Here is a 20,657-nt window from a genome sequence, read left to right as displayed (position 1 = left end):
CCGTCTTCCCGTCGGCCTTACATTCTCATCGGATCCGGAAAGCGGTATTCAAACCCCAGTTCGCGGCAAATCGCCTGCCCGTTAACGATACGCCCCAAAGAGGTTTTCTCCGTCGGCGTAAAGGTCGGCTCGGCCAGCCCCAGGCTTTTCGCCGCGGCGGGATAGAAGTCACGCTTGCGGGGGTGGTCCGGCGCGCACAGGTTATAAATCCGGCTGCCGTTCTCCTGTCGCAGCAACAGCGCGATGGCAGCCATCACGTCCTCCTGATGCACTAGATTTACGCCGCAGTTACCCTCCGGCAGTTCCTGCCTACCCGCCATAAAGCGCCCAGGATGTCGCTCCGGCCCCACCAACCCTGCGGGGCGAAGAATGTCTACCGACGTATGGGGCAGACCGTGCAGCCAGTCCTCCAGCGAAGCCAGCACACGGCCGCTGGCGGTTTGTGGATGCCTGGGCGACGCTTCGGTCACTTCCCCCTCTTCACGGCCGTATACCGACGTAGAGCTGATAAAAATAATCCGGCCCACGCGCTGGCTTAGCGCGCCGTCGACCAAGAGCTGAACGGACTGCCGATAGGCCTGTGCGCTCTCTTCATCCCTGCCCGCGGGAAGCGTGATGATTAATACGTCGCACGCCATCAGCTGCTGCCAGTCCTCTTCTTCGCATAAGGGCTGGGGCTCCATGACCAGCGGATAGGCCTCTATGCCCGACAGCCGCGCCGCTTCCACGCCGTCCGCCGTCGTTTTGCTGCCGACAACGCGATATCCCTGCCCCATTAAAGTCAGTGCCAGCGGCATGCCGAGCCACCCCAGTCCAATAATTGAAATTGTTTTCATCGTCTGTTGCCCGTCTCGTTTTTGGTTGGCCATGAGTTCATTTTATATACTATAGCCTCTAAACTACAAATCCCCTGTTTTTCAATCAATAACATGACATTGCGGACAGAACAGGCGCCTTTAACGAGCGGCCTAAAGTGAGAACGCACCCATTCCTTTCTTCCGTTTTATAAGATTAACGTATCAATTTGATTTAACGACAAAAATCGATGCCAAATTTAGTCACTCTTCCTGTGTACATTTGAACTCCATCGCAAAATATAAGTTCAAACGCTATATGCTGAAACGGTAGGAAAAAGCATCAAGGCTGAATAAATCATAAATATTTTCATATAGATAAATTATTAACAGCCCTTAAGAATGGCTATTATGGAGGAAATCCAATGACTCGCGACCAGTTCAGGAAAGCGGCAGGCATCAGCGACGCTTTAGCCGACAGGTGGTATCCCAGCATTATTTCGGCTATGAATGAATTCAAAATAACCACGCCACAAAGGCAGGCGGCGTTTCTGGCGCAGGTTGGCCATGAATCCGGAGGCTTTTCCAGAATAGCGGAAAGCTTTAACTACAGCGTTTCCGGGTTAAGCATTTTCAGTAAATATCTTACGCCAGCACAGCGAAACGAATTAGGCCGCCAGACTCGAGAGAAAACCGTGCCTAAAGAGCGGCAGATAAAAATCGCCAATCTGGTTTATGGCAATCGTTATGGCAACGGCGCAGACGAAGGCTGGAAGTTCAGAGGCCGGGGACTAATCCAGATCACCTTCAAAAATAACTATGCTGACTGTGGTAAAGGCTTGGGCGTCGACCTCATAAGCAAGCCAGAACTGCTTGAATGGGAAGAATATGCCGCCCGCTCTGCCGGATGGTATTGGGACTCGAGGAAGCTAAACGCGTTTGCAGACGAGGGAGAGTTCACCAAGATTACCAAGGCTATCAATGGCGGCCTTAACGGACAGGAAGACAGGATAAAAAGATGGAAGCTGGCCGAGAGCGTTTTGCTCCCAACTAAATAGAACGGGCGTGGGGAACGCCCGGTTCCCCCTAGTCGGTTCCTCTTTTACGCGCTAACCCAAACAAAAATAAAAAGAATGAAAAAAACGGTTGCCATTATGGGGCGATATAGAGTAGGTTAATCGGCAGTGCATAATTATTAACCCCGTTATTACGTTTAAAGGCGCAAAAAATCATGTTCAGCGTTTTGTTCAACCACCATCATCACCATCACCCTGACTAGTCTTTCAGGCGATTGGTGCTGGGAGACGACTCGATTCTTCCAGCGGCGGACAAGCGTTAACAAAGAGAGCCCTCGGAAGAATTCTTCCGAGGGTTTTTTTATGTCCGCCGTTTTAACATCACAACCTACAGAGCGATAAGAAGAGGATTACCATGTTAGACAAAAGCCGTTTACGGATAGCCATTCAAAAGTCAGGCCGTTTGAGCGAAGAATCACAAAAGCTGTTTGCCAACTGTGGCATCAAAATCAACCTTCAGCAGCAGCGCCTGATCGCCTTCGCTGAAAACATGCCGATGGACATCCTGCGCGTGCGCGATGACGATATTCCGGGGCTAGTGATGGACGGCGTGGTCGATCTGGGGATCGTCGGCGAGAACGTGCTGGAAGAAGAGCTGCTCAACCGCCGCGCCCAGGGCGAAGATCCTCGCTACAACACCCTGCGCCGCCTCGACTTCGGCGGTTGCCGTCTCTCTATCGCCATGCCGCTGGACGCCGAATACACCGACCCGCAAAGCCTGCAAAACTCACGTATCGCTACCTCTTATCCTCACCTGATGAAACGCTATCTGGATGAACAAAACGTTCGCTTCAAGTCCTGTTTGTTAAACGGCTCCGTTGAAGTCGCTCCCCGCGCCGGCCTGGCTGACGCCATCTGCGATCTGGTCTCCACCGGCGCTACGCTTGAGGCCAACGGCCTGCGCGAGGTCGAAGTTATCTATCGCTCCAAGGCAACGCTGATTCAGCGCGAAGGCGAAATGTCCGATGACAAACAGGAGCTTATCAACAAGCTGCTGACCCGCATTCAGGGCGTCATTCAAGCCAGAGAATCCAAGTACATCATGCTGCACGCGCCTAACGACCGCTTAGACGAAATCGTCTCGCTGCTGCCGGGCGCTGAGCGCCCCACCATCCTGCCGCTGGCGGGCGACCAAAATCGCGTGGCGATGCACATGGTCAGCAGTGAAACCCTGTTTTGGGAAACGATGGAGCGTCTCAAGAGCCTCGGCGCCAGCTCCATTCTGGTACTGCCAATCGAGAAGATGATGGAGTAACAACATGCAACTGACATACTGGCAGCAGTGTAACCCACAGCAGCAGCGCGAGCTGCTGTCGCGCCCGGCGGTCAATGCGTCAGCGCGCATCAGTGACGCCGTCAGCGACATCATTGAAAAGGTGAAGTCTCAGGGCGATCGCGGGCTTTTAGAGTTAAGCGCCCGCTTTGATAAGATCCAGACCGACAGCCTGCGAGTGAGCCCGCGGGAAATCGACGCCGCAGCGGCCCGCCTGGGCGATGATATCAAGCAGGCGATGGCCATCGCCGCACGCAATATCGAAACCTTTCACCGCGCACAGGTATTGCCCGACGTTGACGTTGAAACCCAGCCGGGCGTGCGCTGTCGTCAGGTGACGCGCCCCATTGACGCCGTCGGCCTTTATATCCCCGGCGGCACCGCGCCGCTGCTTTCAACGGTACTGATGCTCGGCATTCCTTCACGCCTGGCGGGCTGTCGTAAGGTGGTGCTCTGCTCGCCGCCGCCCATTGCCGATGAGATTCTTTATGCGGCGACGCTGTGCGGAATTCAAGACGTCTTCCAAGTTGGCGGCGCGCAGGCGATTGCCGCCATGGCCTTTGGCAGCGAAAGCGTGCCGAAAGTCGATAAGATTTTTGGCCCCGGCAATGCCTACGTTACCGAAGCCAAGCGCCAGGTCAGCCAAGCGGTCGGCGGCGCAGCCATCGACATGCCTGCCGGGCCGTCAGAAGTGCTGGTGATCGCCGACGGCGGTTCAACGCCCTCATTTATCGCCGCCGACCTGCTGTCGCAGGCGGAGCACGGCACGGATTCGCAGGTCATCCTACTGACGCCGGACGAAGACATCGCTCAGGCGGTTTCGGAAGAGCTGGATAAACAACTAGTGACACTGTCACGAAAAAAAATCGCCGTTCAGGCGCTGGCGGAAAGCCGCCTTATCGTCACGGAAAGCCTGGATCAGTGCGTTGAAATCAGCAACCGCTACGGGCCTGAGCACCTGATTTTGCAGACCCGCGATCCCGAATCTCTGGTTGAGCGCATCACAAGCGCCGGCTCGGTGTTCCTCGGCGACTGGTCGCCGGAATCCGCCGGCGACTACGCCTCCGGCACTAACCACGTGCTGCCAACCTATGGCTATACGGCAACCTACTCCAGTTTGGGCCTGGCCGACTTTCAAAAGCGCATGACCGTACAAAAGCTTACCGCCGAAGGGTTTATGGCGCTAGCGCCGACGATAGAAACGCTGGCGCAGGCAGAACAGCTTACCGCCCACCGTCGAGCCGTTTCGCTGCGGGTAGAAAAATTAAATCAGCTAAATCAGGAGGCGTCATCGTGAGTAACATTGAGCAGCTTGTCCGTGATAACGTCAGAAAACTGACTCCCTATCAGTCCGCCCGCCGCATTGGCGGTAAAGGCGACGTGTGGCTCAACGCCAACGAATATCCGGAAGCGACGGCCTACCAGCTGACGGAACAGACCCTTAACCGCTACCCGGAGTGCCAGCCCGTTAAGGTGATTGAACGCTACGCCGCCTATGCGGGCGTCAAGCCCCAGCAGGTGCTGGTCAGCCGCGGCGCCGACGAAGGCATTGAACTTCTGATGCGCGCCTTCTGCGAACCGGGAAAAGACGCCGTGCTCTACTGCCCGCCGACCTACGGCATGTACAGCGTCAGCGCGGAAACGTTAGGCGTAGAGCGCCGCACGGTGCCCGCCACCGCCGACTGGCAGCTAGACATTCCCGCCATTGAGCGCGCGCTCGACGGCGTGAAGCTCCTTTACGTCTGCAGCCCCAACAACCCGACCGGCAACCTCATCAACCCGGACGATATCCGCACGCTGCTCGACATGACAGCAGGCCGCGCGCTGGTGGTGGTCGACGAGGCCTATATTGAGTTCTGCCCGCAGGCCAGCGTGGTAAGCTGGCTGAAGCAATATCCGAATTTAGTGGTGTTGCGCACCCTCTCTAAAGCTTTCGCCCTGGCCGGGCTGCGCTGTGGATTTACGCTGGCAAGCGAAGAAATCATCGGCATTTTGCTTAAGGTTATCGCCCCCTATCCGCTTTCCACGCCGGTGGCCGACATCGCCGCCCAGGCGCTGACCGAAGCGGGCATATCCACCATGAGAAAGCGCGTCGAGTCCCTCAACGCTCGCCGCGACCGCCTACAGCAGCAGTTGAAAGAGTGCGGCGACGTAACGATGACCTACGGCAGCGAAACCAACTATCTGCTGTTTAAGCTCACGGATTCCGAGCGCGTATTTAAAGCGCTGTGGGATAAGGGGATTATACTTAGAGATCAGAACAAACAGCCGGGTCTGCAGGGATGCCTGCGTATTTCCATCGGTACGCAGCGCGAATGCGACGCCGTCATCGACGCCCTGAAAGCCCTGTAAGGAAAAGCGCCAATGAGTAAAAAATACCTCTTTATTGACCGCGACGGCACGCTGATTGCCGAGCCCCCCGTCGACTTTCAGGTCGACCGGCTGGACAAGCTGGCGATGGAGCCGTTCGCCATTCCCGCCCTGCTGAAGCTGCAGGAAGCCGGCTTTACGCTTGTGATGATCACCAATCAGGACGGGCTGGGCACCGCCAGCTTTCCGAAAGAAGACTTTCTGCCGCCCCACAGCCTGATGATGCAAATCTTCGAATCTCAGGGCGTTCGCTTTGAAGACGTGCTTATCTGCCCGCACATGCCCGCCGACGGCTGCGACTGCCGCAAGCCGAAAACCAAGCTGGTCGAACGCTATCTGAACAGTGAGGTAATGGACTACGCTAACTCTTGGGTCATCGGCGACAGGGAAACCGACCTTCAGCTGGCTGCCAACATGGGCATCGGCGGTATCCGCTACCAGCGCGATGAGGCGGGCTGGAATCAAATCGTCAAGCAGCTCACCCAGCCGGACCGCCATGCTCACGTCGTTCGCACCACCAAAGAGACCTCCATCGACGTTGAAGTGTGGCTCGACCGCGAAGGCGGTAGCCAAATCAACACCGGCATCGGCTTCTTTGACCACATGCTGGACCAGATAGCCACCCACGGCGGCTTTCGCATGAACGTCAACGTGAAGGGCGACCTGATTATCGACGATCACCACTCGATTGAAGATACCGGGCTGGCGCTGGGCGAAGCGCTGAAAAAGGCGCTGGGCGACAAGCGCGGCATCGGCCGCTTCGGCTTCGTGCTGCCGATGGACGAATGCCTGGCGCGCTGCGCGCTGGACATCTCCGGCCGCCCGTGGCTTGAGTACAACGCCGAATTTAAGCACCAGCGCGTCGGCGATATGAGCACCGAGATGGTCGAACACTTCTTCCACTCGCTGGCCTATTCGATGGCCGTCACCCTGCACCTGAAAACCAAAGGTAAAAACGATCACCACCGGGTCGAAAGCCTGTTCAAGGCCTTCGGCCGCACGCTGCGCCAGGCCATTCGCGTTGAGGGCAACGCGCTGCCTAGCTCAAAAGGAGTGCTGTGATGGACGTCGTCATTCTGGACACCGGCTGCGCCAACCTGGCTTCGGTGGCTTACGCCATCAAACGGCTGGGCTATGAGCCCACCGTCAGCCGCGAGCCTGACGTGGTGCTGCGCGCCGACAAGCTGTTTCTGCCCGGCGTCGGCTCTGCGCCGGCGGCGATGAACATGCTGCAAGAGCGCGACCTCATTACGCTGATTAAGGCCTGCACCCAGCCCGTGCTGGGCATCTGCCTCGGCATGCAGCTGCTGGCCGCGCGCAGCGAAGAGGGCAACGTCGATACGCTCGGCATCATCGACGCGCCTATTAATCGGATGGAGACCGGCGGCCTTCCCCTGCCCCACATGGGCTGGAACCGCGTTACGCCGCTGGCGGGCCATCATCTGTTTCGCGGCATCGACGATGACGCCTACTTCTATTTCGTCCACAGTTTCGCCATGCCGGTTTGTGAGGCGACGATCGCGCAAAGCGACTACGGCGGCGCGTTTACCGCTGCGGTCGAACAGGACAACTTCTTCGGCGTACAGTTTCACCCGGAGCGCTCCGGTCAGGCCGGCGCTCAATTGCTGAAAAACTTTTTGGAGATGTAAGCCCAGATGATCATACCCGCACTAGACCTGATTGACGGCGCCGTCGTGCGCCTGCATCAGGGTGACTACGGACAAAAGCGCGACTACGGAAACGACCCGCTGCCGCGTCTGCAAAGCTATCAGCAACAGGGCGCCGAACTGCTTCACTTAGTCGATCTGACCGGCGCCAAAGATCCCAGCGCCAGACAAATTCCCCTGCTGCGTAAGCTGCTGGCCGGCGTCAGCGTTCCAGTACAGGTCGGCGGCGGCGTTCGCACCCTAGAGGACGTCTGCGCCCTGCTGGACGCCGGCGCTACCCGCGTCGTAATCGGTTCCACCGCAGTGAAGCAGCCCGATCTAGTCACCGGCTGGTTTAAGCGCTTCGGCGCAGACGCGCTGGTGCTGGCGCTGGACGTTCGCATCGGCGAAGACGGCAAAAAGCGCGTCGCCGTCAGCGGCTGGCAGGAAAATTCCGACCAAACGCTGGAGGAAGTCATAGAGCGCTATCGCCCCTACGGGCTGCGGCACGTGCTGTGCACCGATATCTCCCGCGACGGTACGCTTGCCGGCTCTAACGTTGAGCTGTATCGCGAAACCTGTGCCCGCTATCCTGATATCGCCTTTCAGGCTTCCGGCGGCATCGGCGACCTAAACGACATTGCGGCGCTCACGGGCAGCGGCGTTGCCGGGGTTATCGTTGGGCGCGCCCTGCTGGAAGGCAAATTTACCGTAGAGGAGGCCATCTCATGCTGGCAAAACGGATAATTCCCTGCCTGGACGTTCGGGACGGCCAGGTGGTTAAAGGCGTTCAGTTTCGCAATCACGAGATCATCGGCGACATTGTGCCGCTGGCCAAGCGCTACGCCGAAGAAGGCGCTGACGAACTGGTGTTTTATGACATCACCGCCTCTTCCGACGGCCGCGTGGTGGACAAAAGCTGGGTATCCAAGGTTGCGGAGGTGATAGATATCCCCTTCTGCGTCGCGGGCGGCATAAAAAGCGTTGAGGACGCAGGGCAAATTCTCGCCTTCGGCGCGGACAAAATTTCCATCAACTCACCGGCGCTGGCCAACCCGTCGCTGATAACTCAGCTTGCCAATCGCTTCGGCGTTCAGTGCGTCGTCGTAGGCATAGACACCTGGTACAACGCCGAGCAGGAAAGCTATCAGGTTTATCAGTTTACCGGCGACGAAGCCCGCACCAAGGCAACCGCTTGGCAAACTCTCGACTGGGTTCAGGAAGTGCAGGCGCGCGGCGCGGGCGAAATTGTGCTAAACATGATGAATCAGGACGGCGTTCGCAACGGCTATGACCTCAAGCAGCTAAGGCTAGTGCGGAGCGTATGTAACGTACCGCTTATCGCTTCCGGCGGCGCGGGCACGATGGAACACTTCTATGACGCCTTTAGCGACGCCAACGTCGACGGCGCGCTGGCGGCCTCGGTGTTCCATAAACAGATTATCAATATCGGCGAGCTGAAACGCTATCTGGCCGATAAGAAAGTGGAGATACGCCTATGTTAACGCAATTAACGCAAGAACAGCGCCAGGCGCTCGACTGGGAAAAAACCGACGGCATGATGCCCGCCATCGTACAGCACGCCGTTTCCGGCGAAGTGCTGATGATGGGCTATATGAATCAGGAAGCCCTGCACGCCACCGAACAAAGCGGAAAGGTCACCTTCTTCTCGCGCACCAAGCAGCGGCTGTGGACCAAGGGCGAAAGCTCGGGCCACTTTCTTGACGCCGTCAGCATTACGCCGGACTGTGACAACGATACCCTGCTGGTTTTGGCCAAACCCCATGGCCCTACCTGCCACAACGGCACCGACAGCTGCTTCGCGCCCGCCGAGCCGGAGTGGACGTTCCTCTACAAGCTGGAACAGCTTCTGGCCGATCGCAAAACCGCCTCGCCGGAAAGCTCCTACACCGCAAGGCTTTACGCCAGCGGCACCAAGCGCATCGCGCAGAAAGTGGGTGAAGAAGGCGTAGAAACCGCGCTGGCCGCCACCGTGCACGACCGCGAAGAGCTGACCAACGAAGCCGCCGATCTTGTCTACCACCTGCTGGTTCTGCTGCAGGATCAGGATTTGGATCTCAGTGCGGTGATAGGAAGGCTGAGGGAAAGGCATAGTTGATGGAACGGGCGGCGTTTTGGGGTTATGGAACGCCGCCGGTTTTTATTTTCTGCTTTTCCAACACCTGCTGCCATTTGGATATTCTTAGCCGTACATACTCATAGCATGACGAATATCATTCCCTTCAAATCCCTTTTTAAGCCACTTACTCTAGCCGTCTTTTCAAATTCACAATAATATCTAGGACGACAGAATCCATTTGATAAATTGCACATTGGTTGATTATTTATTACGTTAAGCCAGGAATCTAAAAACGGAGTTAAATAAAAAATGGAATTAACCACAAACGACACAAACGACGCAGTCGCACAATTCTGGCGGGATTTCGTCGCGCTTGAACCCTCTCTTAAGGGCCTCTCTTCGCGGGAGCGTTTTGACAAAGCCAATGAGGTTCTGGCGACCTATTTCTCCGACATTGCGCTGGAAATGGCCGGTTCGCCGGAACATGAACCGATGGAGATGATTTTCACCGCTCACGGCGTGCGCGATCGCTTTCCGCTAGTGATGGAACTCGTCGCAGGAGCGCCGACGCTGCAATATCATCAGGTCGTCGCCTTTCGTCAACGGATGGCGAATCCTGAACGCTTTGCCTTTCGAATGATGGATAACCCGTTTGAACTGAGCGCAGAAAAGATGAGCTTCGCCTGCGAGGCGGACGGCGGGCAGGTCGGCCTGTACCTGAAGTTCGACTTTGAGGTGCCGTACGATATGCGCAATCGCATACAGAATATGGCTTATATCACTCTCGACCACGTGCTTGGTGAATACGACTTCGCCGTTAAGACCGGCTTTGTCGAGTTCGATCTCAGTGAAGAACAGCAGCAGCGCCTCACCTGGACGCCGCTCGGTCAGCTTCCCGCCATTTTTGACCGCTTCTGGCGCGGCGTTTCCGGTTATACCGGCGTATTCCCCGTTGGCGAAGAGCGCAGGTGGTGCGGCCTGCGGGCGGAAACGGACGACGGCGAGCTGCTGGTGACGGTACACGACAGCGCCAGAAACGTGGCCATGCGCGCCGACCTTGGCTGGGTCACGCGGCTACAAATCGACGTGGCGGATAACGGCTTGGAAACCGTTCAGGACCTACAGGACGAAATTGACGCCTATCTGGAATCTCAACGCGAAGGCGTGATGGCCTATTCGCAGCTGCAGGCGCCCTTTCGCGAAGCGGCGTATTACTCCGGCGACGCGGCGAAAACCGAGCGGCTTATCCGTCAGGCCCTGCAGCGGGCGGGCATTGAGCAGTTTGAGCTGAACAGCGAATACGATCCGTCGTGGCAGCAGTATTTCGGCTATGCGGTGCACGTTCCTCGCGATGCTTAAGCCTTACAAGAAATAGACGTCCCCTTCGGGGGACAATTTCACTATCCTCAATGGCGCGACAGCCGCTCTTTCAACGCTTCAACAATAAACGAATTCAACGACACTTCAGACGCGGCGGCGGCATGCTCCAACTGCTCGCCGAACCATTCAGGATAGCGCAGCGTAAACGTCCTTTGCTTTTCCTTTCGGGCATACGGCTCGATCCCGTGCACTTTACAGTCTTCCAGATACTCATGTAGAGAAATCTCGCCTTCGCGTTTTAGTGCGCTAATGCTATCGGCGACAAAATCACAGTAACCGGACAGGCCAAGAAAGCGACCGCGAAAGGCGTTCAGTTCTGGAACAAAGCTAATAATCGCCGGCTGACCGGCTACAACCATGGTGTTAAGCGTATTAATATCAGGCTGTTTCTTCATATTCATGGCATTACCCCCAAACTCATAAGCCAATCACGAACGTTGACGACAGCCCCTTTATCCGTATCCGGTGACGGGTGCGGACGATGAAAATGCGCGATGCTGCCAGCCAGAAAGAACTTTATTCTTGAGCCGCGCCCCTCTTTCACTTCCCCACCGAGAGCAATAATCAACGACTCAATTTCTTTCCATTTTATCCCTGCCAAAGCAGGTGTCTTAAAAATTTGCGCCAGGGTAGAATATTGCCTCTTCCTTAGCAATTTCACCTTTCCTTGCATACACCCCTCACGACTTCATATAGTGAAGTCATAATAGCGGTGTAAAAAATGAAGTCAATAAATGAAGTCAAATAATGAAATTTTTTTATCAGACTTTTAATAAAAATGAAGAGTCGTTCAAAGCCGTTGAGGATTCACTTTTTCCCTATAACCTTCCCTTCCCCAACGATATTCCCACCTTCCACAATAGAAAACTCAGCGTCTTCCAACAGCAGCGCCCCATAATCCACGCAGCCATACATCGTTTCAACCACGGCGCTTCCCCAGCCGCCCAGCGAAATTGTATCGCCGTCCACAAACCGGACGCCGAGATAGTCCTTCGTTCCTTTCACGATAAGATGGGGACAATAGAAGCGGCAGGAAAGATCGGGCGCAGTTGAGCGGCAGCCAGGCCCGGAGGCGTAAAACAGCACGTCGACCAACAGCGTTTTTATTTCTGCGCCCGCGCTCACTTCATCAACACGTGATCGAGATGCTCAATCATCGCCTTCTCCGCGCCAATGGGATCGTGCGCGGCAACGCAGCGGTAGATTTCTTCATGCTCTTTTTGCGTTACGTCGCGCGGCTTGAAGTTGAGCATTTCGCCCCGGAAGTCCGCCATCCACTGAAACACGGCTTCAGACACCGCCATGTAGATAGGGTTGCCCGAAATGCGCGCCAGTTCCTGATGAAAGGCCATGTCCGACAGCACGAACTCTTCGTGGGTCGGCGCGTCGCGCATGGCGTTCAGCTCGTTTTGCAGCCGGGTTAAGTCGATAGCGTTAGCCTTCTGCGCCGCGATTTTGGCAATGCCGGATTCAAAGAAGATGCGGGCCTCAAGCAGGTAGTCGATATTACGGCTGGAGCTCGACAGCATGTGGCGCGCGGTGAGATCGATTTGCTCGATCATCGAATGCATGTCCACCCGAGCAATGCGGGAACGCTCGCCGTGGCGAATGGTGATAATGCCCATGCCAGAAAGGCGCTGCATCGCTTCGCGCACCACCGGGCGACCTACGCCGAACAGGGCCATCAGTTCCCTTTCCGTCGGCATCGTATCGCCGGGCTGCATATCCTCTTCGCGAATAAGGTTAAGCAGCTGCTCAAACACTTCGTCGGACAGCTTCTTACGCTGGATCACGCGCGACTTCATTTCGGGAATGGCCATCAACGCACCTGTATTAAACACAATCAGTTAGACGGCATTCTATCGGCATAATCCGGGAGGCACAACAGAGGGACGGCAAAAGCAAAAAAGGCGGACCGCTCGCCGAATCGCGCGAAGGCCCGCCTTGGGGACGACCGTTAAAGCAGGAGGTTCAGTAGCCTATCTTAGCGCTTGATGGCGTCAATTTTCAGCATCCGCGCCAGCACGATATCCAGCTCTTTTTCATCAAAAATGGTTTTCCAATCCGGCTTGATAATCTTCTCTTTGCCGTAGTCGATAGCGATCATACAGGCGTCGGAGAACGGGTTGGTAGCGCGGAAGGCGACGGCCAGCGCAATCTGAACGTGCCCATACATGATGGCCTTCGCCGCCGCTTCCGGCACGCCGCTGTAGCGCACGGTTTCGTCCAGCGCTTCTTTCATCAGCGTGCCGACCATGCAGGTGACGGTTTCCACCAGCGTTGGCTCCAGATAGGCCAGCTGCTTGACGGTAATCCAGTGAACGTCGTCAACCGGTGCATACATCTGGCGAACGATCTTCTCCAGCGCTTGGCGCTGTGCGTCAGTGCCCTGCTCAAACGACGCCACGATAGACTGTACCGCCGCCACTCCGCCAAAGGCGTCGGCATACTCTTCCTTGGTGTAGCGCTCAAGGAATACCGACGGATGGCACGGGTGCGCTACCGCGTACTGGACGCCTTCGCGCTGGAAAATCAGGTTGGCGTAGGAAGCCGCCGGGTCGAGCGTCAGCAGAATGGCGCCCTGCTTCATTTTTGGCACCACGTCGGCAGAGATTTTTTGCAGCGCAATGTCCGGTACCGCCAGTATCACCACGTCGCTGTTGGGAATGGACGCATCGGCGTCGGTCACTTTACGACCGGCGTCTTCAACCCGCTTTTGCCCCGCCGGCGCGTTTTCACAGTAGTAAACCTGATAGGCGCTTTTTTGCAGATTGTCGGAGATGCGCATCCCCATTTTGCCGCCGGCCCCTAACAAAGTGATGGTTTTCAGTTCAGTAGACATTCAAGTGCTCCTTATTGATTTAAAGACGATTGCGTATGTAGTTCAGGCTGTGGCGCGTCCACTGATTTTCCAAACGACAGGTGGTAACGGCGTTGGTCTCCCACGGCAGCCAGTGCTCTACGATTTGGTTAATTCCCCTCTCCTGCGGGCGGACTTTTTCTACCATGTAGTCGTAGTCTAAAAGCCCTTCCCCCAGCGGGCAGCCGACCAGATTGAACCCCACCCAGCCCGCCTGACGGGTAAAGTGGAAGTCCTTGACGTGCAGGTTCAGCACCCTGTCGGCGGTGTTGTTAATCACGTCGCGAGGCTGCTCCAGCGCGGCGACGCAGTTGGCGGGGTCAAGGCATATTCCCAGCCACGGCGAGTTTATGCTGTCGATAACCGACATCATGGTTTGGCTGCTGACCTGTTCGTAGGTCTCAAGGCAGAGCCGGATATTTGACGCTTCAAACTCAGGCAAAGCCCGGCGCAGCAGCGCCTCGGCTTCCTGCGTCGTTGGGCGATGAGTCGGCGAATTGAACATGCTGCGCAGCAGGCGGACGTTTAGCTGCCGACCAATATGTAAATAGCGATCCAATACTTCCGCCGAAACGCCCTTGGTGCCCAGCTCCAGCTCAATGCCATAGCCTTCGGCCTGCTTGCGAAGCGCGACCAGCTCGGCATCCGTCATCCTCGTCACGGCCTCAAAGTCACAGATCTGGAACAGCTTCACCTCCATCTCTGCGCACTGTTCGAGCATTTGCGGCAGCCCCATCGGGGACGTAACCCTGTCAGACGCGCGCCAAAAGAAACAGTAAGTGCTAAGCCCTACGCCCATAGTTAGTTTTCCTCCGGTGATAACGTATTTTTCATGTCGGACTGCACGGGCGCATTCGCCGCGCCGTAGCGCTGCAAGAGCGTCATCAACACGGCGGAAAGCAGCATAAAGCCGCCGACGACAAACATCGGCACGGTGTAGCCGCCGGTAGCATCGCGCAGCATGCCGGTGATGTAGCCCGCAGAGAAGCCGGCGATATTGCCGATGGTATTGATAAGCGCGACTGCGGCAGCGGCGGCAGCGCCGGTTAAAAAGCGCGTCGGCAGCGTCCAGAAGTTGGGCAAAGCGCAGAAGATGGCGCAGGCCGTTACGGTAATCACGGCAATAACGGCGGTTGGCGATTCCATATACAGCGCCAGAGGTACGCTAATTGCCCCCGCCACGGCGGGAATGGTGATGTGCCAGCTGCGGATGCCCCGCTTCGACGCATCCTTGGACCAAAAGTACAGCGCAACGGCTGCGGGCAAATACGGAACGGCGGTAATAAGCCCCTTGTCGAAGACGTTGAACGTCACCTGGAACTGCTGTTGGAAACCGTTAATGATGGTCGGTAGGAAGAAGCCCAGCGCGTACAGGCCGTAGATAAAGCCGAAGTAGATAAGGCACAGCATCCATACCTGGCCGTTGAACATCACCGTCATCACGGTCGGATGTTTATGAGTCTGCTTGGCCTGATGCTCACGGTTAAGCTCGGTTACCAGCCAGCGCTTTTCGTCTTCGTTGAGCCACTTGGCCTCTTCCGGCTTGTCCACCAGATAGAACCAGGCCAGGATGCCGACAAGAATGGCGGGGATAGAAACGCCGAGGAACATAATCCGCCAGCCCGGCAGGTCAAAAAGCCCGTGCTGTTCGATCATCATCGCGGCCAGCGGCGCGCCGATTACCGTCGTCAAGGGCTGCGCCAGATAAAACAGCGACAGGATCTTGCTGCGGTAGGCGGACGGCACCCACAGGCTTAAGTACAGGATAGCGCCGGGAAAGAAGCCGGCTTCGGCAATCCCCAACAGTACGCGCAGCGCATAAAGCTCCGTCGAGCTGGAGACCCAGGTAAACAGCAGGGACACAATACCCCAGGACACCATGATCCTCGCCAGCCACTTTCGCGCGCCGTAGCGATGCAGCGCCAGGTTGCTAGGTATTTCAAGCAAAATGTAGCCGATAAAGAAAATGCCTGACGCCAGCCCGAACTGCGCCGCGGTCAGGCCCAGATCCTGCGTCATGCCGTTTGGCCCGGCAAACGAAATCGCGGTTCTGTCCAGAAAGTTAATAAAGAACATCAGGGCCACGAACGGCACCAGACGCATAGAGATTTTCTTGATGGCCGACTTCTCGGCCTGCTCGGGGGAGCTATTCTGATGACTCATTGAGCTACCTCATTGTCATCACCCATCCTGCCAGCCGCTTCTATATTGTTTATTTCAACTGGTATGATGAGGTGATATCTTGTTGTATAAATGACAATTCGCTCAGCTTCCGCGGGTACAGAGGCCGAACGTACGAAAAATCAGTGGGTATAACGGGCTACCACAGCGCCCAACCGCCGCGATAAGCAGAAACCGCCTTTGGCTGGCGCGGTAATAACAGCGTTCTTGTATCGGCTCACGGCATGCATGGTCTCGTCCTCCCTTTTACATACCCGGCTGTAAGCCTCTGTTCGCCGCTAACGTTTTCGCGTACGTCAAACTTCATCGACAACTGGTATGATGAGGTGATTTCTTTTTATAAGTAGAAGAGAAACCGCATTAGCGTCAATCGGTCCCTCTACCGTTAAGGATCATTTGATACAAATAAAGAACAAATGATTAATTACCATTTGCCCTTTTTATGGTCAAACACTTCGCCGATTTAAAGTTAAGGGATACGATTCAGCTCACATATTGGTCAAAATGACGGAATTAGCAACAATACATTTTCATTAATGTTAAATGTTTTAAACAAAATAGCCTAAACGTGTGCGGGACAGGTCAAAGACAAATGTTTTCATCCACAACAAAAATGAACATAAGATCATCAAATGAATATTTGAAATGAAAAGATGGCTATTTTGCCATTACGACACCGCAGAGATCCTGGTAAAAACGCTGATACTCTTGCGGCGCCAGCGCTCGCCCATGGCTAAGCACCTTTAGGGCATGGCCATCGAATTCAGCGCGATACGGCGGGTGAACGTGGGAATAACCGTTTTCAACAAATCCCAATCCGCGATAGAAGCTTAACCTTTTGGTGGAAACGTCGTCGACAACCGGGTCAATCTCCAGAATGACCGTCTTTTCCGTATTCGAAAGCAGCTCGGTCAACAGGCGAGAGCCGTATCCTTTGCCGCGGACTTCGTCGCTGATGGCGTAGTGTTCAATATAGATATAGTCGTCAAACGCCCAATAGGCGACGAAGCCAATAAAAGCGCCCTCTTCCTGATAGGCATAGAGGAAGTAGTTATCCGCCGTTAATCCCTTGGCCTGATGCTCGAACGTTCGCTGCTCAAACCTGGGAAAGGCGCGGCCGTACAGTTCACGAAGCGGGGCAAAAAGGGGCTCATCGGTGCGGGTAATGCGGATAACGTTCATCTCAATCTCTACAGGTTAGATAATAAAGCAATGCTACAAAACGAAGAGAGAAACATACCCCAGCTGCCGGTATTTTCCAACCATTCCATTCTGTTAGAGGCTGATATTTTGTTTATCGACCGGTCAGTTTATATTTATCATCGACAATTCACAAAATAACGAGAAAAAGACTGAAATCAGCGTTTTATAACCTACATCAACGTTCTTCAAAGTAACTAAACCTACTCTGGTCTCCATTATGGTGAAGTTAATTCCAATACAGTGGAAACCTACGCTCAGCCAGCATTTTTAATATTCACACGTTTATGGAGCTTACCTATGGCAAACAGAATGATCCTCAATGAAACCTCCTACTTTGGCCCCGGAGCCATCGCCCACATCGTCGATGAAGTGCAAAAACGCGGCTTTAAAAAGGCGCTTCTGGTAACGGATAAAGATCTGATTAAATTCGGCGTTGCCACCAGAGTCAGCGCGCTGCTTGAGAAGGCCGGACTGGCCTACGAAATTTTTGACGACGTCGTCCCCAACCCAACGATCGCCGTCGTTACAAAAGGCGTAGAGGCCTTCAAGCGCGCCGGCGCGGACTACCTGATTGCCGTAGGCGGCGGCTCCCCGCAGGACACCTGCAAAGCCATCGGCATCATCATCAATAACCCCGAATACGCCGACGTCAGAAGTCTGGAGGGCGTAGCCCCCACCAAGAAAGCCAGCGTACCGATGATAGCCATCCCGACAACGGCGGGAACCGCAGCCGAGGTCACAATAAACTACGTGATTACAGATGAAGAGAACCGCCGTAAGTTCGTCTGCGTCGATCCTCACGACATTCCCATCGTCGCCATTATCGATTCGGAAATGATGGCCAGCATGCCGCCGTCACTGAAAGCGGCAACCGGCATCGACGCCCTGACCCACGCCATTGAAGGCTACACCACAAAAGGCGCCTGGGAGCTGACGGACATGATGCACCTGAAGGCGATTGAGATTATCGCCCGCTCTCTTCGCGCTTCGGTAAAAGGCTCCCCAACGGGCGTTGAAGACATGGCGCTTGCCCAGTACGTCGCCGGGATGGGCTTTTCCAACGTCGGTCTGGGGCTGGTGCACGGCATGGCTCACCCGCTGGGCGCGTTCTACGACACGCCGCACGGCGTTGCAAACGCCATTTTGCTGCCGCACATTATGGCCTATAACGCCGACTTTACCGGCGAAAAGTTCCGCCAGATAGCCGTCGCAATGGGCGTAAGCGCAGCCGCCGACATGCCGATCGCCCAAGCGAGAGAGGCCGCCATCGAGGCCGTTAAGCAGCTCAGCAAAGACGTCGGCATTCCCGCCCGGCTTCGCGACGTCGGCATGAGGGAAGAAGACATTGACGCGCTGGCGAACGCCGCATTTGCCGACGTTTGTACCGGCGGTAACCCTCGCGATACCAACGTGGAAGAAATCAAGGCGCTGTACCGTTCTATCTACTGATCGCCGCTAATCCAAGGGCCCTTCAGGTAAACGCCGGGGCCCTTTTCTTTTGCGCTTTTAATGGATTAAACATGCACAATAAATGCACTTTATTCTTTACCCCAAGCGTAATTAAGATTATCGTTTGACCGTGAAGCCGTAACAAAGGAAAGGGTCAGCCGTGGATAAACGTCTCAAGCGCGAAGCCAAAACCATCGAAAAAATGATTGAGCTTTATACCCGCGCGCACCCGCCCGAGGGGGAGGACGTCGATCGCTACCAACGGCTGTATCAATATGCGCTCAAGCGTTTAGAAAAATGTCGCTTTGGTGCTCAAAAGCCCGCCTGTAAACAGTGCCCTATTCACTGCTATCAACCCCAAAAGCGAGAGGAAATCAAAGTCGTCATGCGCTGGGCGGGGCCCAGAATGCTCCTTCATCATCCCATATTGGCCATTCGTCACCTGATTGACGATCGTCGGCCTGTCCCTCCAATACCGGAAAAACGGCGGGCATCAAAACCGCACGAGAAATAGCCGTTGATATAGCTTCAGTAGACTAGATCCCAATATATGAAACCCTGCGCGAATAGATGAGTATGTCACAACGCATAAATTTAATAATTAATTAACAATACACTTAATTTAAATTTACAACTTTAATTCCCATATCTTTGTATCAATTTAATTAAATAAATAAAACACATTAATTTATTTTATCTAACCGTCTAATAATACAGGAAAACTGCAAATGAAAATTAATCACCCATAGCATGATGAAAATAATTTACATATAAATCAACAAAATAAATAAAATACATATCAGCAATTTTATCCATATAAATAGCTTATTTTAATTATAGCCGTATTGATATAATGCGGCACCCAAAGGATAATCCGCTATTAACAGCGCAAACAAATAATTAGCAGAGTGATCTTAATATAGTTAATTGGCCCAATTAACCATTCCTTTATCATTATAGTTTGCATGGTTATTTCCGTTAAAAAGCATCGGACGCACGGTCTCACCCTTTATTTTAAATAAAGGAATTTCAGGTATTGAATTAAATAATCAATACCTCCTAATACTTATTTAATACAGAAAGAGCGTAAAAATGAAAAACGTACTCATTGCAGCTGCGTTATTTAGCGTTTTCGGTGCACATGCTGAAGTAAAATTAGCTAACGGAGACCAGTTTTCTCCGGCTATGAATGATTTCCTTATCTCCCTTTCCGATAACTACAGCCGGGCGCAGGAAGTCGCTCAGCGCCGGCTTGGCCTGACGACAAGTGAAGCTGACCAACTGATCGCCGCCGTCAGAAATGGAAGAACGTTCTCTTCAGCGGCCGATATAAATAGCGTCTTCACCAGTAACGGCGGTTCGAATAATTATGGAACAGATCCAACGGCGTATGTAAAAAATCAGGATTATTCAAAAGATAAATCGTCTCAATCAAACAGAGATAAAACTCAAGACCAACTCATTAGCGAAAAAGCCAATCAGAGCGACTTATCCGCAGAGTTAACCAAACGGGATAAATCGCTGAGCGATGAGGCAACGGACAGAAAAAAGGCGGATGACAAACACGACGCGGCTCTGGCTGGGCAGGAGAAGCGCATTGACGGCGTACAGTCCGTCGCAAACAGCGCCATCACTCAGACGGAAGCAAACGCAGCCGACGTTGCCAGGCTGGATGCGCAAAAGGCCGATAAGGCTTCGATGATAAAAGCCCAGCAGCAAGCCGACGACGCCTGGGATTACGCCAGTGAGAACGGCGTAGCAATAAAAAAGGAGGGCCGCCTGCGCTCTGAAGGCGACGCGCAAACGCTAAAAAGCGCCAACGCCTATACGGACCAGAAAGTAAATCAGCTGGACGGGCGAATTGACGATAACAGGAAAAGGTCTTCCGCAGGGATCTCCAGCATCGCGGCAATGGCGAATATCCCTCAGGTTAGCCAAAGCTCTACGCTGTCCGTCGGTGCGGGCGTTGGCTATTACGACAGCGAGCAGGCGATCGCCGTCGGATTTAGCACCCGCATTCACGGAAATATCGTGACCAAGGCCTCTTTATCCAATAACACCCAGCAGGAATTGGCTCTGGGCGCTGGCGTATCTTATGAATGGTAGCGTTACTCGAAACGGATAGTGTGATATCAAAACGATAAAGAGGAATGAAAAACAACGCATTAATCAACACGCATTCGAAATGAAAAATAGCATCAAGAAATGTAAACTCGAACGCTCAATGTAAACAAAGGTAATGGTCATTGCGGGTGATAAGTTAATTTATTAGTATCACTAACGCTATAGACACATAGCGAACGTATTTTCATGATTTCCTTGCCGCCCCGCTCCCCCTGCGGGGC

At 54.4% G+C, this 20,657-nt stretch carries 22 protein-coding genes and 1 other annotated feature; of the genes, 13 read left to right on the top strand and 9 right to left on the bottom strand.

Going from position 1 to position 20,657, the window contains the following annotated elements; translation table 11 throughout:
* Nucleotides 1-17: 17 nt before the first annotated feature.
* Nucleotides 18-836, bottom strand: a complete 819-nt coding sequence (locus G544_RS0101660; RefSeq protein WP_027272976.1) for an SDR family oxidoreductase — start codon at nt 834-836, stop codon at nt 18-20.
* A 383-nt stretch (nt 837-1,219) separates the two neighbouring features.
* On the opposite strand from G544_RS0101660, the gene G544_RS0101655 reads away from it, so the two are divergent.
* From G544_RS0101655 to G544_RS19710, 10 genes are all read left to right on the top strand, one after another.
* On the top strand, nt 1,220-1,852 hold the full coding sequence (locus G544_RS0101655) for a glycoside hydrolase family 19 protein (protein WP_027272975.1): 633 nt from the start codon (nt 1,220-1,222) through the stop codon (nt 1,850-1,852).
* A gap of 196 nt (nt 1,853-2,048) precedes the next feature.
* Nucleotides 2,049-2,175: a sequence feature (His leader region), on the top strand.
* 50 nt (nt 2,176-2,225) lie between these two features.
* Nucleotides 2,226-3,125, top strand: a complete 900-nt coding sequence (gene hisG / locus G544_RS0101650; RefSeq protein WP_027272974.1) for an ATP phosphoribosyltransferase — start codon at nt 2,226-2,228, stop codon at nt 3,123-3,125.
* A gap of 4 nt (nt 3,126-3,129) precedes the next feature.
* Nucleotides 3,130-4,440: a histidinol dehydrogenase gene (hisD, locus tag G544_RS0101645; RefSeq protein WP_027272973.1), complete on the top strand. Its 1,311-nt coding sequence runs from the start codon at nt 3,130-3,132 to the stop codon at nt 4,438-4,440.
* The gene (gene hisC / locus G544_RS0101640) at nt 4,434-5,495 is read left to right on the top strand and encodes a histidinol-phosphate transaminase (protein WP_027272972.1); all 1,062 of its coding nucleotides are present in this window, start codon (nt 4,434-4,436) and stop codon (nt 5,493-5,495) included. Before hisD ends, hisC begins: the two co-directional genes overlap by 7 nt.
* Nucleotides 5,496-5,507: 12 nt before the next feature.
* Entirely contained in the window at nt 5,508-6,575 is a 1,068-nt protein-coding gene (gene hisB / locus G544_RS0101635; protein WP_027272971.1) for a bifunctional histidinol-phosphatase/imidazoleglycerol-phosphate dehydratase HisB, read from the top strand.
* The gene (gene hisH, locus G544_RS0101630) at nt 6,575-7,162 is read left to right on the top strand and encodes an imidazole glycerol phosphate synthase subunit HisH (protein WP_027272970.1); all 588 of its coding nucleotides are present in this window, start codon (nt 6,575-6,577) and stop codon (nt 7,160-7,162) included. Before hisB ends, hisH begins: the two co-directional genes overlap by 1 nt.
* Nucleotides 7,163-7,168: 6 nt before the next feature.
* Nucleotides 7,169-7,906, top strand: a complete 738-nt coding sequence (gene hisA, locus G544_RS0101625) for a 1-(5-phosphoribosyl)-5-[(5-phosphoribosylamino)methylideneamino]imidazole-4-carboxamide isomerase (protein WP_027272969.1) — start codon at nt 7,169-7,171, stop codon at nt 7,904-7,906.
* The gene (gene hisF / locus G544_RS0101620) at nt 7,888-8,664 is read left to right on the top strand and encodes an imidazole glycerol phosphate synthase subunit HisF (protein WP_027272968.1); all 777 of its coding nucleotides are present in this window, start codon (nt 7,888-7,890) and stop codon (nt 8,662-8,664) included. The genes hisA and hisF overlap by 19 nt, the downstream gene beginning before the upstream one ends.
* Nucleotides 8,658-9,278, top strand: a complete 621-nt coding sequence (gene hisIE, locus G544_RS0101615) for a bifunctional phosphoribosyl-AMP cyclohydrolase/phosphoribosyl-ATP diphosphatase HisIE (protein ID WP_027272967.1) — start codon at nt 8,658-8,660, stop codon at nt 9,276-9,278. The genes hisF and hisIE overlap by 7 nt, the downstream gene beginning before the upstream one ends.
* Before the next feature lie 270 nt (nt 9,279-9,548).
* The gene (locus G544_RS19710) at nt 9,549-10,598 is read left to right on the top strand and encodes a DUF695 domain-containing protein (RefSeq protein ID WP_036023051.1); all 1,050 of its coding nucleotides are present in this window, start codon (nt 9,549-9,551) and stop codon (nt 10,596-10,598) included.
* Nucleotides 10,599-10,645: 47 nt separating this feature from the next.
* Here G544_RS19710 and G544_RS0101605 read toward each other — a convergent pair whose 3' ends face one another.
* From G544_RS0101605 to G544_RS0101570, 8 genes are all read right to left on the bottom strand, one after another.
* Complete coding sequence (locus tag G544_RS0101605; RefSeq protein WP_027272966.1) at nt 10,646-10,978, bottom strand: type II toxin-antitoxin system HicB family antitoxin; 333 nt, start codon at nt 10,976-10,978, stop codon at nt 10,646-10,648.
* Between the two features lie 38 nt (nt 10,979-11,016).
* Nucleotides 11,017-11,292, bottom strand: coding sequence for a type II toxin-antitoxin system HicA family toxin (locus G544_RS0101600; RefSeq protein ID WP_027272965.1), 276 nt, complete (start codon nt 11,290-11,292; stop codon nt 11,017-11,019).
* 134 nt (nt 11,293-11,426) lie between these two features.
* Complete coding sequence (locus G544_RS0101595) at nt 11,427-11,744, bottom strand: hypothetical protein (RefSeq protein WP_027272964.1); 318 nt, start codon at nt 11,742-11,744, stop codon at nt 11,427-11,429.
* On the bottom strand, nt 11,741-12,439 hold the full coding sequence (nanR, locus tag G544_RS0101590; RefSeq protein WP_211218890.1) for a transcriptional regulator NanR: 699 nt from the start codon (nt 12,437-12,439) through the stop codon (nt 11,741-11,743). The genes G544_RS0101595 and nanR overlap by 4 nt, the downstream gene beginning before the upstream one ends.
* Nucleotides 12,440-12,603: 164 nt before the next feature.
* Complete coding sequence (locus G544_RS0101585; RefSeq protein ID WP_027272962.1) at nt 12,604-13,461, bottom strand: phosphogluconate dehydrogenase C-terminal domain-containing protein; 858 nt, start codon at nt 13,459-13,461, stop codon at nt 12,604-12,606.
* Nucleotides 13,462-13,480: 19 nt separating this feature from the next.
* Nucleotides 13,481-14,278: a sugar phosphate isomerase/epimerase family protein gene (locus G544_RS0101580; RefSeq protein ID WP_027272961.1), complete on the bottom strand. Its 798-nt coding sequence runs from the start codon at nt 14,276-14,278 to the stop codon at nt 13,481-13,483.
* A gap of 2 nt (nt 14,279-14,280) precedes the next feature.
* Complete coding sequence (locus G544_RS0101575) at nt 14,281-15,642, bottom strand: MFS transporter (RefSeq protein WP_027272960.1); 1,362 nt, start codon at nt 15,640-15,642, stop codon at nt 14,281-14,283.
* 675 nt (nt 15,643-16,317) lie between these two features.
* Nucleotides 16,318-16,842: a GNAT family N-acetyltransferase gene (locus G544_RS0101570; RefSeq protein ID WP_027272959.1), complete on the bottom strand. Its 525-nt coding sequence runs from the start codon at nt 16,840-16,842 to the stop codon at nt 16,318-16,320.
* A gap of 318 nt (nt 16,843-17,160) precedes the next feature.
* On the opposite strand from G544_RS0101570, the gene fucO reads away from it, so the two are divergent.
* From fucO to G544_RS22570, 3 genes are all read left to right on the top strand, one after another.
* Nucleotides 17,161-18,312 (top strand): lactaldehyde reductase, encoded by a 1,152-nt coding sequence (gene fucO, locus G544_RS0101565; RefSeq protein ID WP_027272958.1) that lies wholly within the window; start codon nt 17,161-17,163, stop codon nt 18,310-18,312.
* 160 nt (nt 18,313-18,472) lie between these two features.
* Entirely contained in the window at nt 18,473-18,826 is a 354-nt protein-coding gene (locus G544_RS0101560; RefSeq protein WP_027272957.1) for a nitrous oxide-stimulated promoter family protein, read from the top strand.
* Between the two features lie 578 nt (nt 18,827-19,404).
* Complete coding sequence (locus tag G544_RS22570; RefSeq protein WP_051155522.1) at nt 19,405-20,418, top strand: YadA C-terminal domain-containing protein; 1,014 nt, start codon at nt 19,405-19,407, stop codon at nt 20,416-20,418.
* Nucleotides 20,419-20,657: the final 239 nt, after the last annotated feature.

It is taken from the genome of Leminorella grimontii ATCC 33999 = DSM 5078 (assembly GCF_000439085.1).
In the GTDB taxonomy this organism is placed as follows: Bacteria; Pseudomonadota; Gammaproteobacteria; order Enterobacterales; family Enterobacteriaceae; genus Leminorella; species Leminorella grimontii.
The sequence above is the reverse complement of the archived record's forward strand: the minus strand, read 5'-3'. Positions and strand labels throughout refer to the sequence as shown.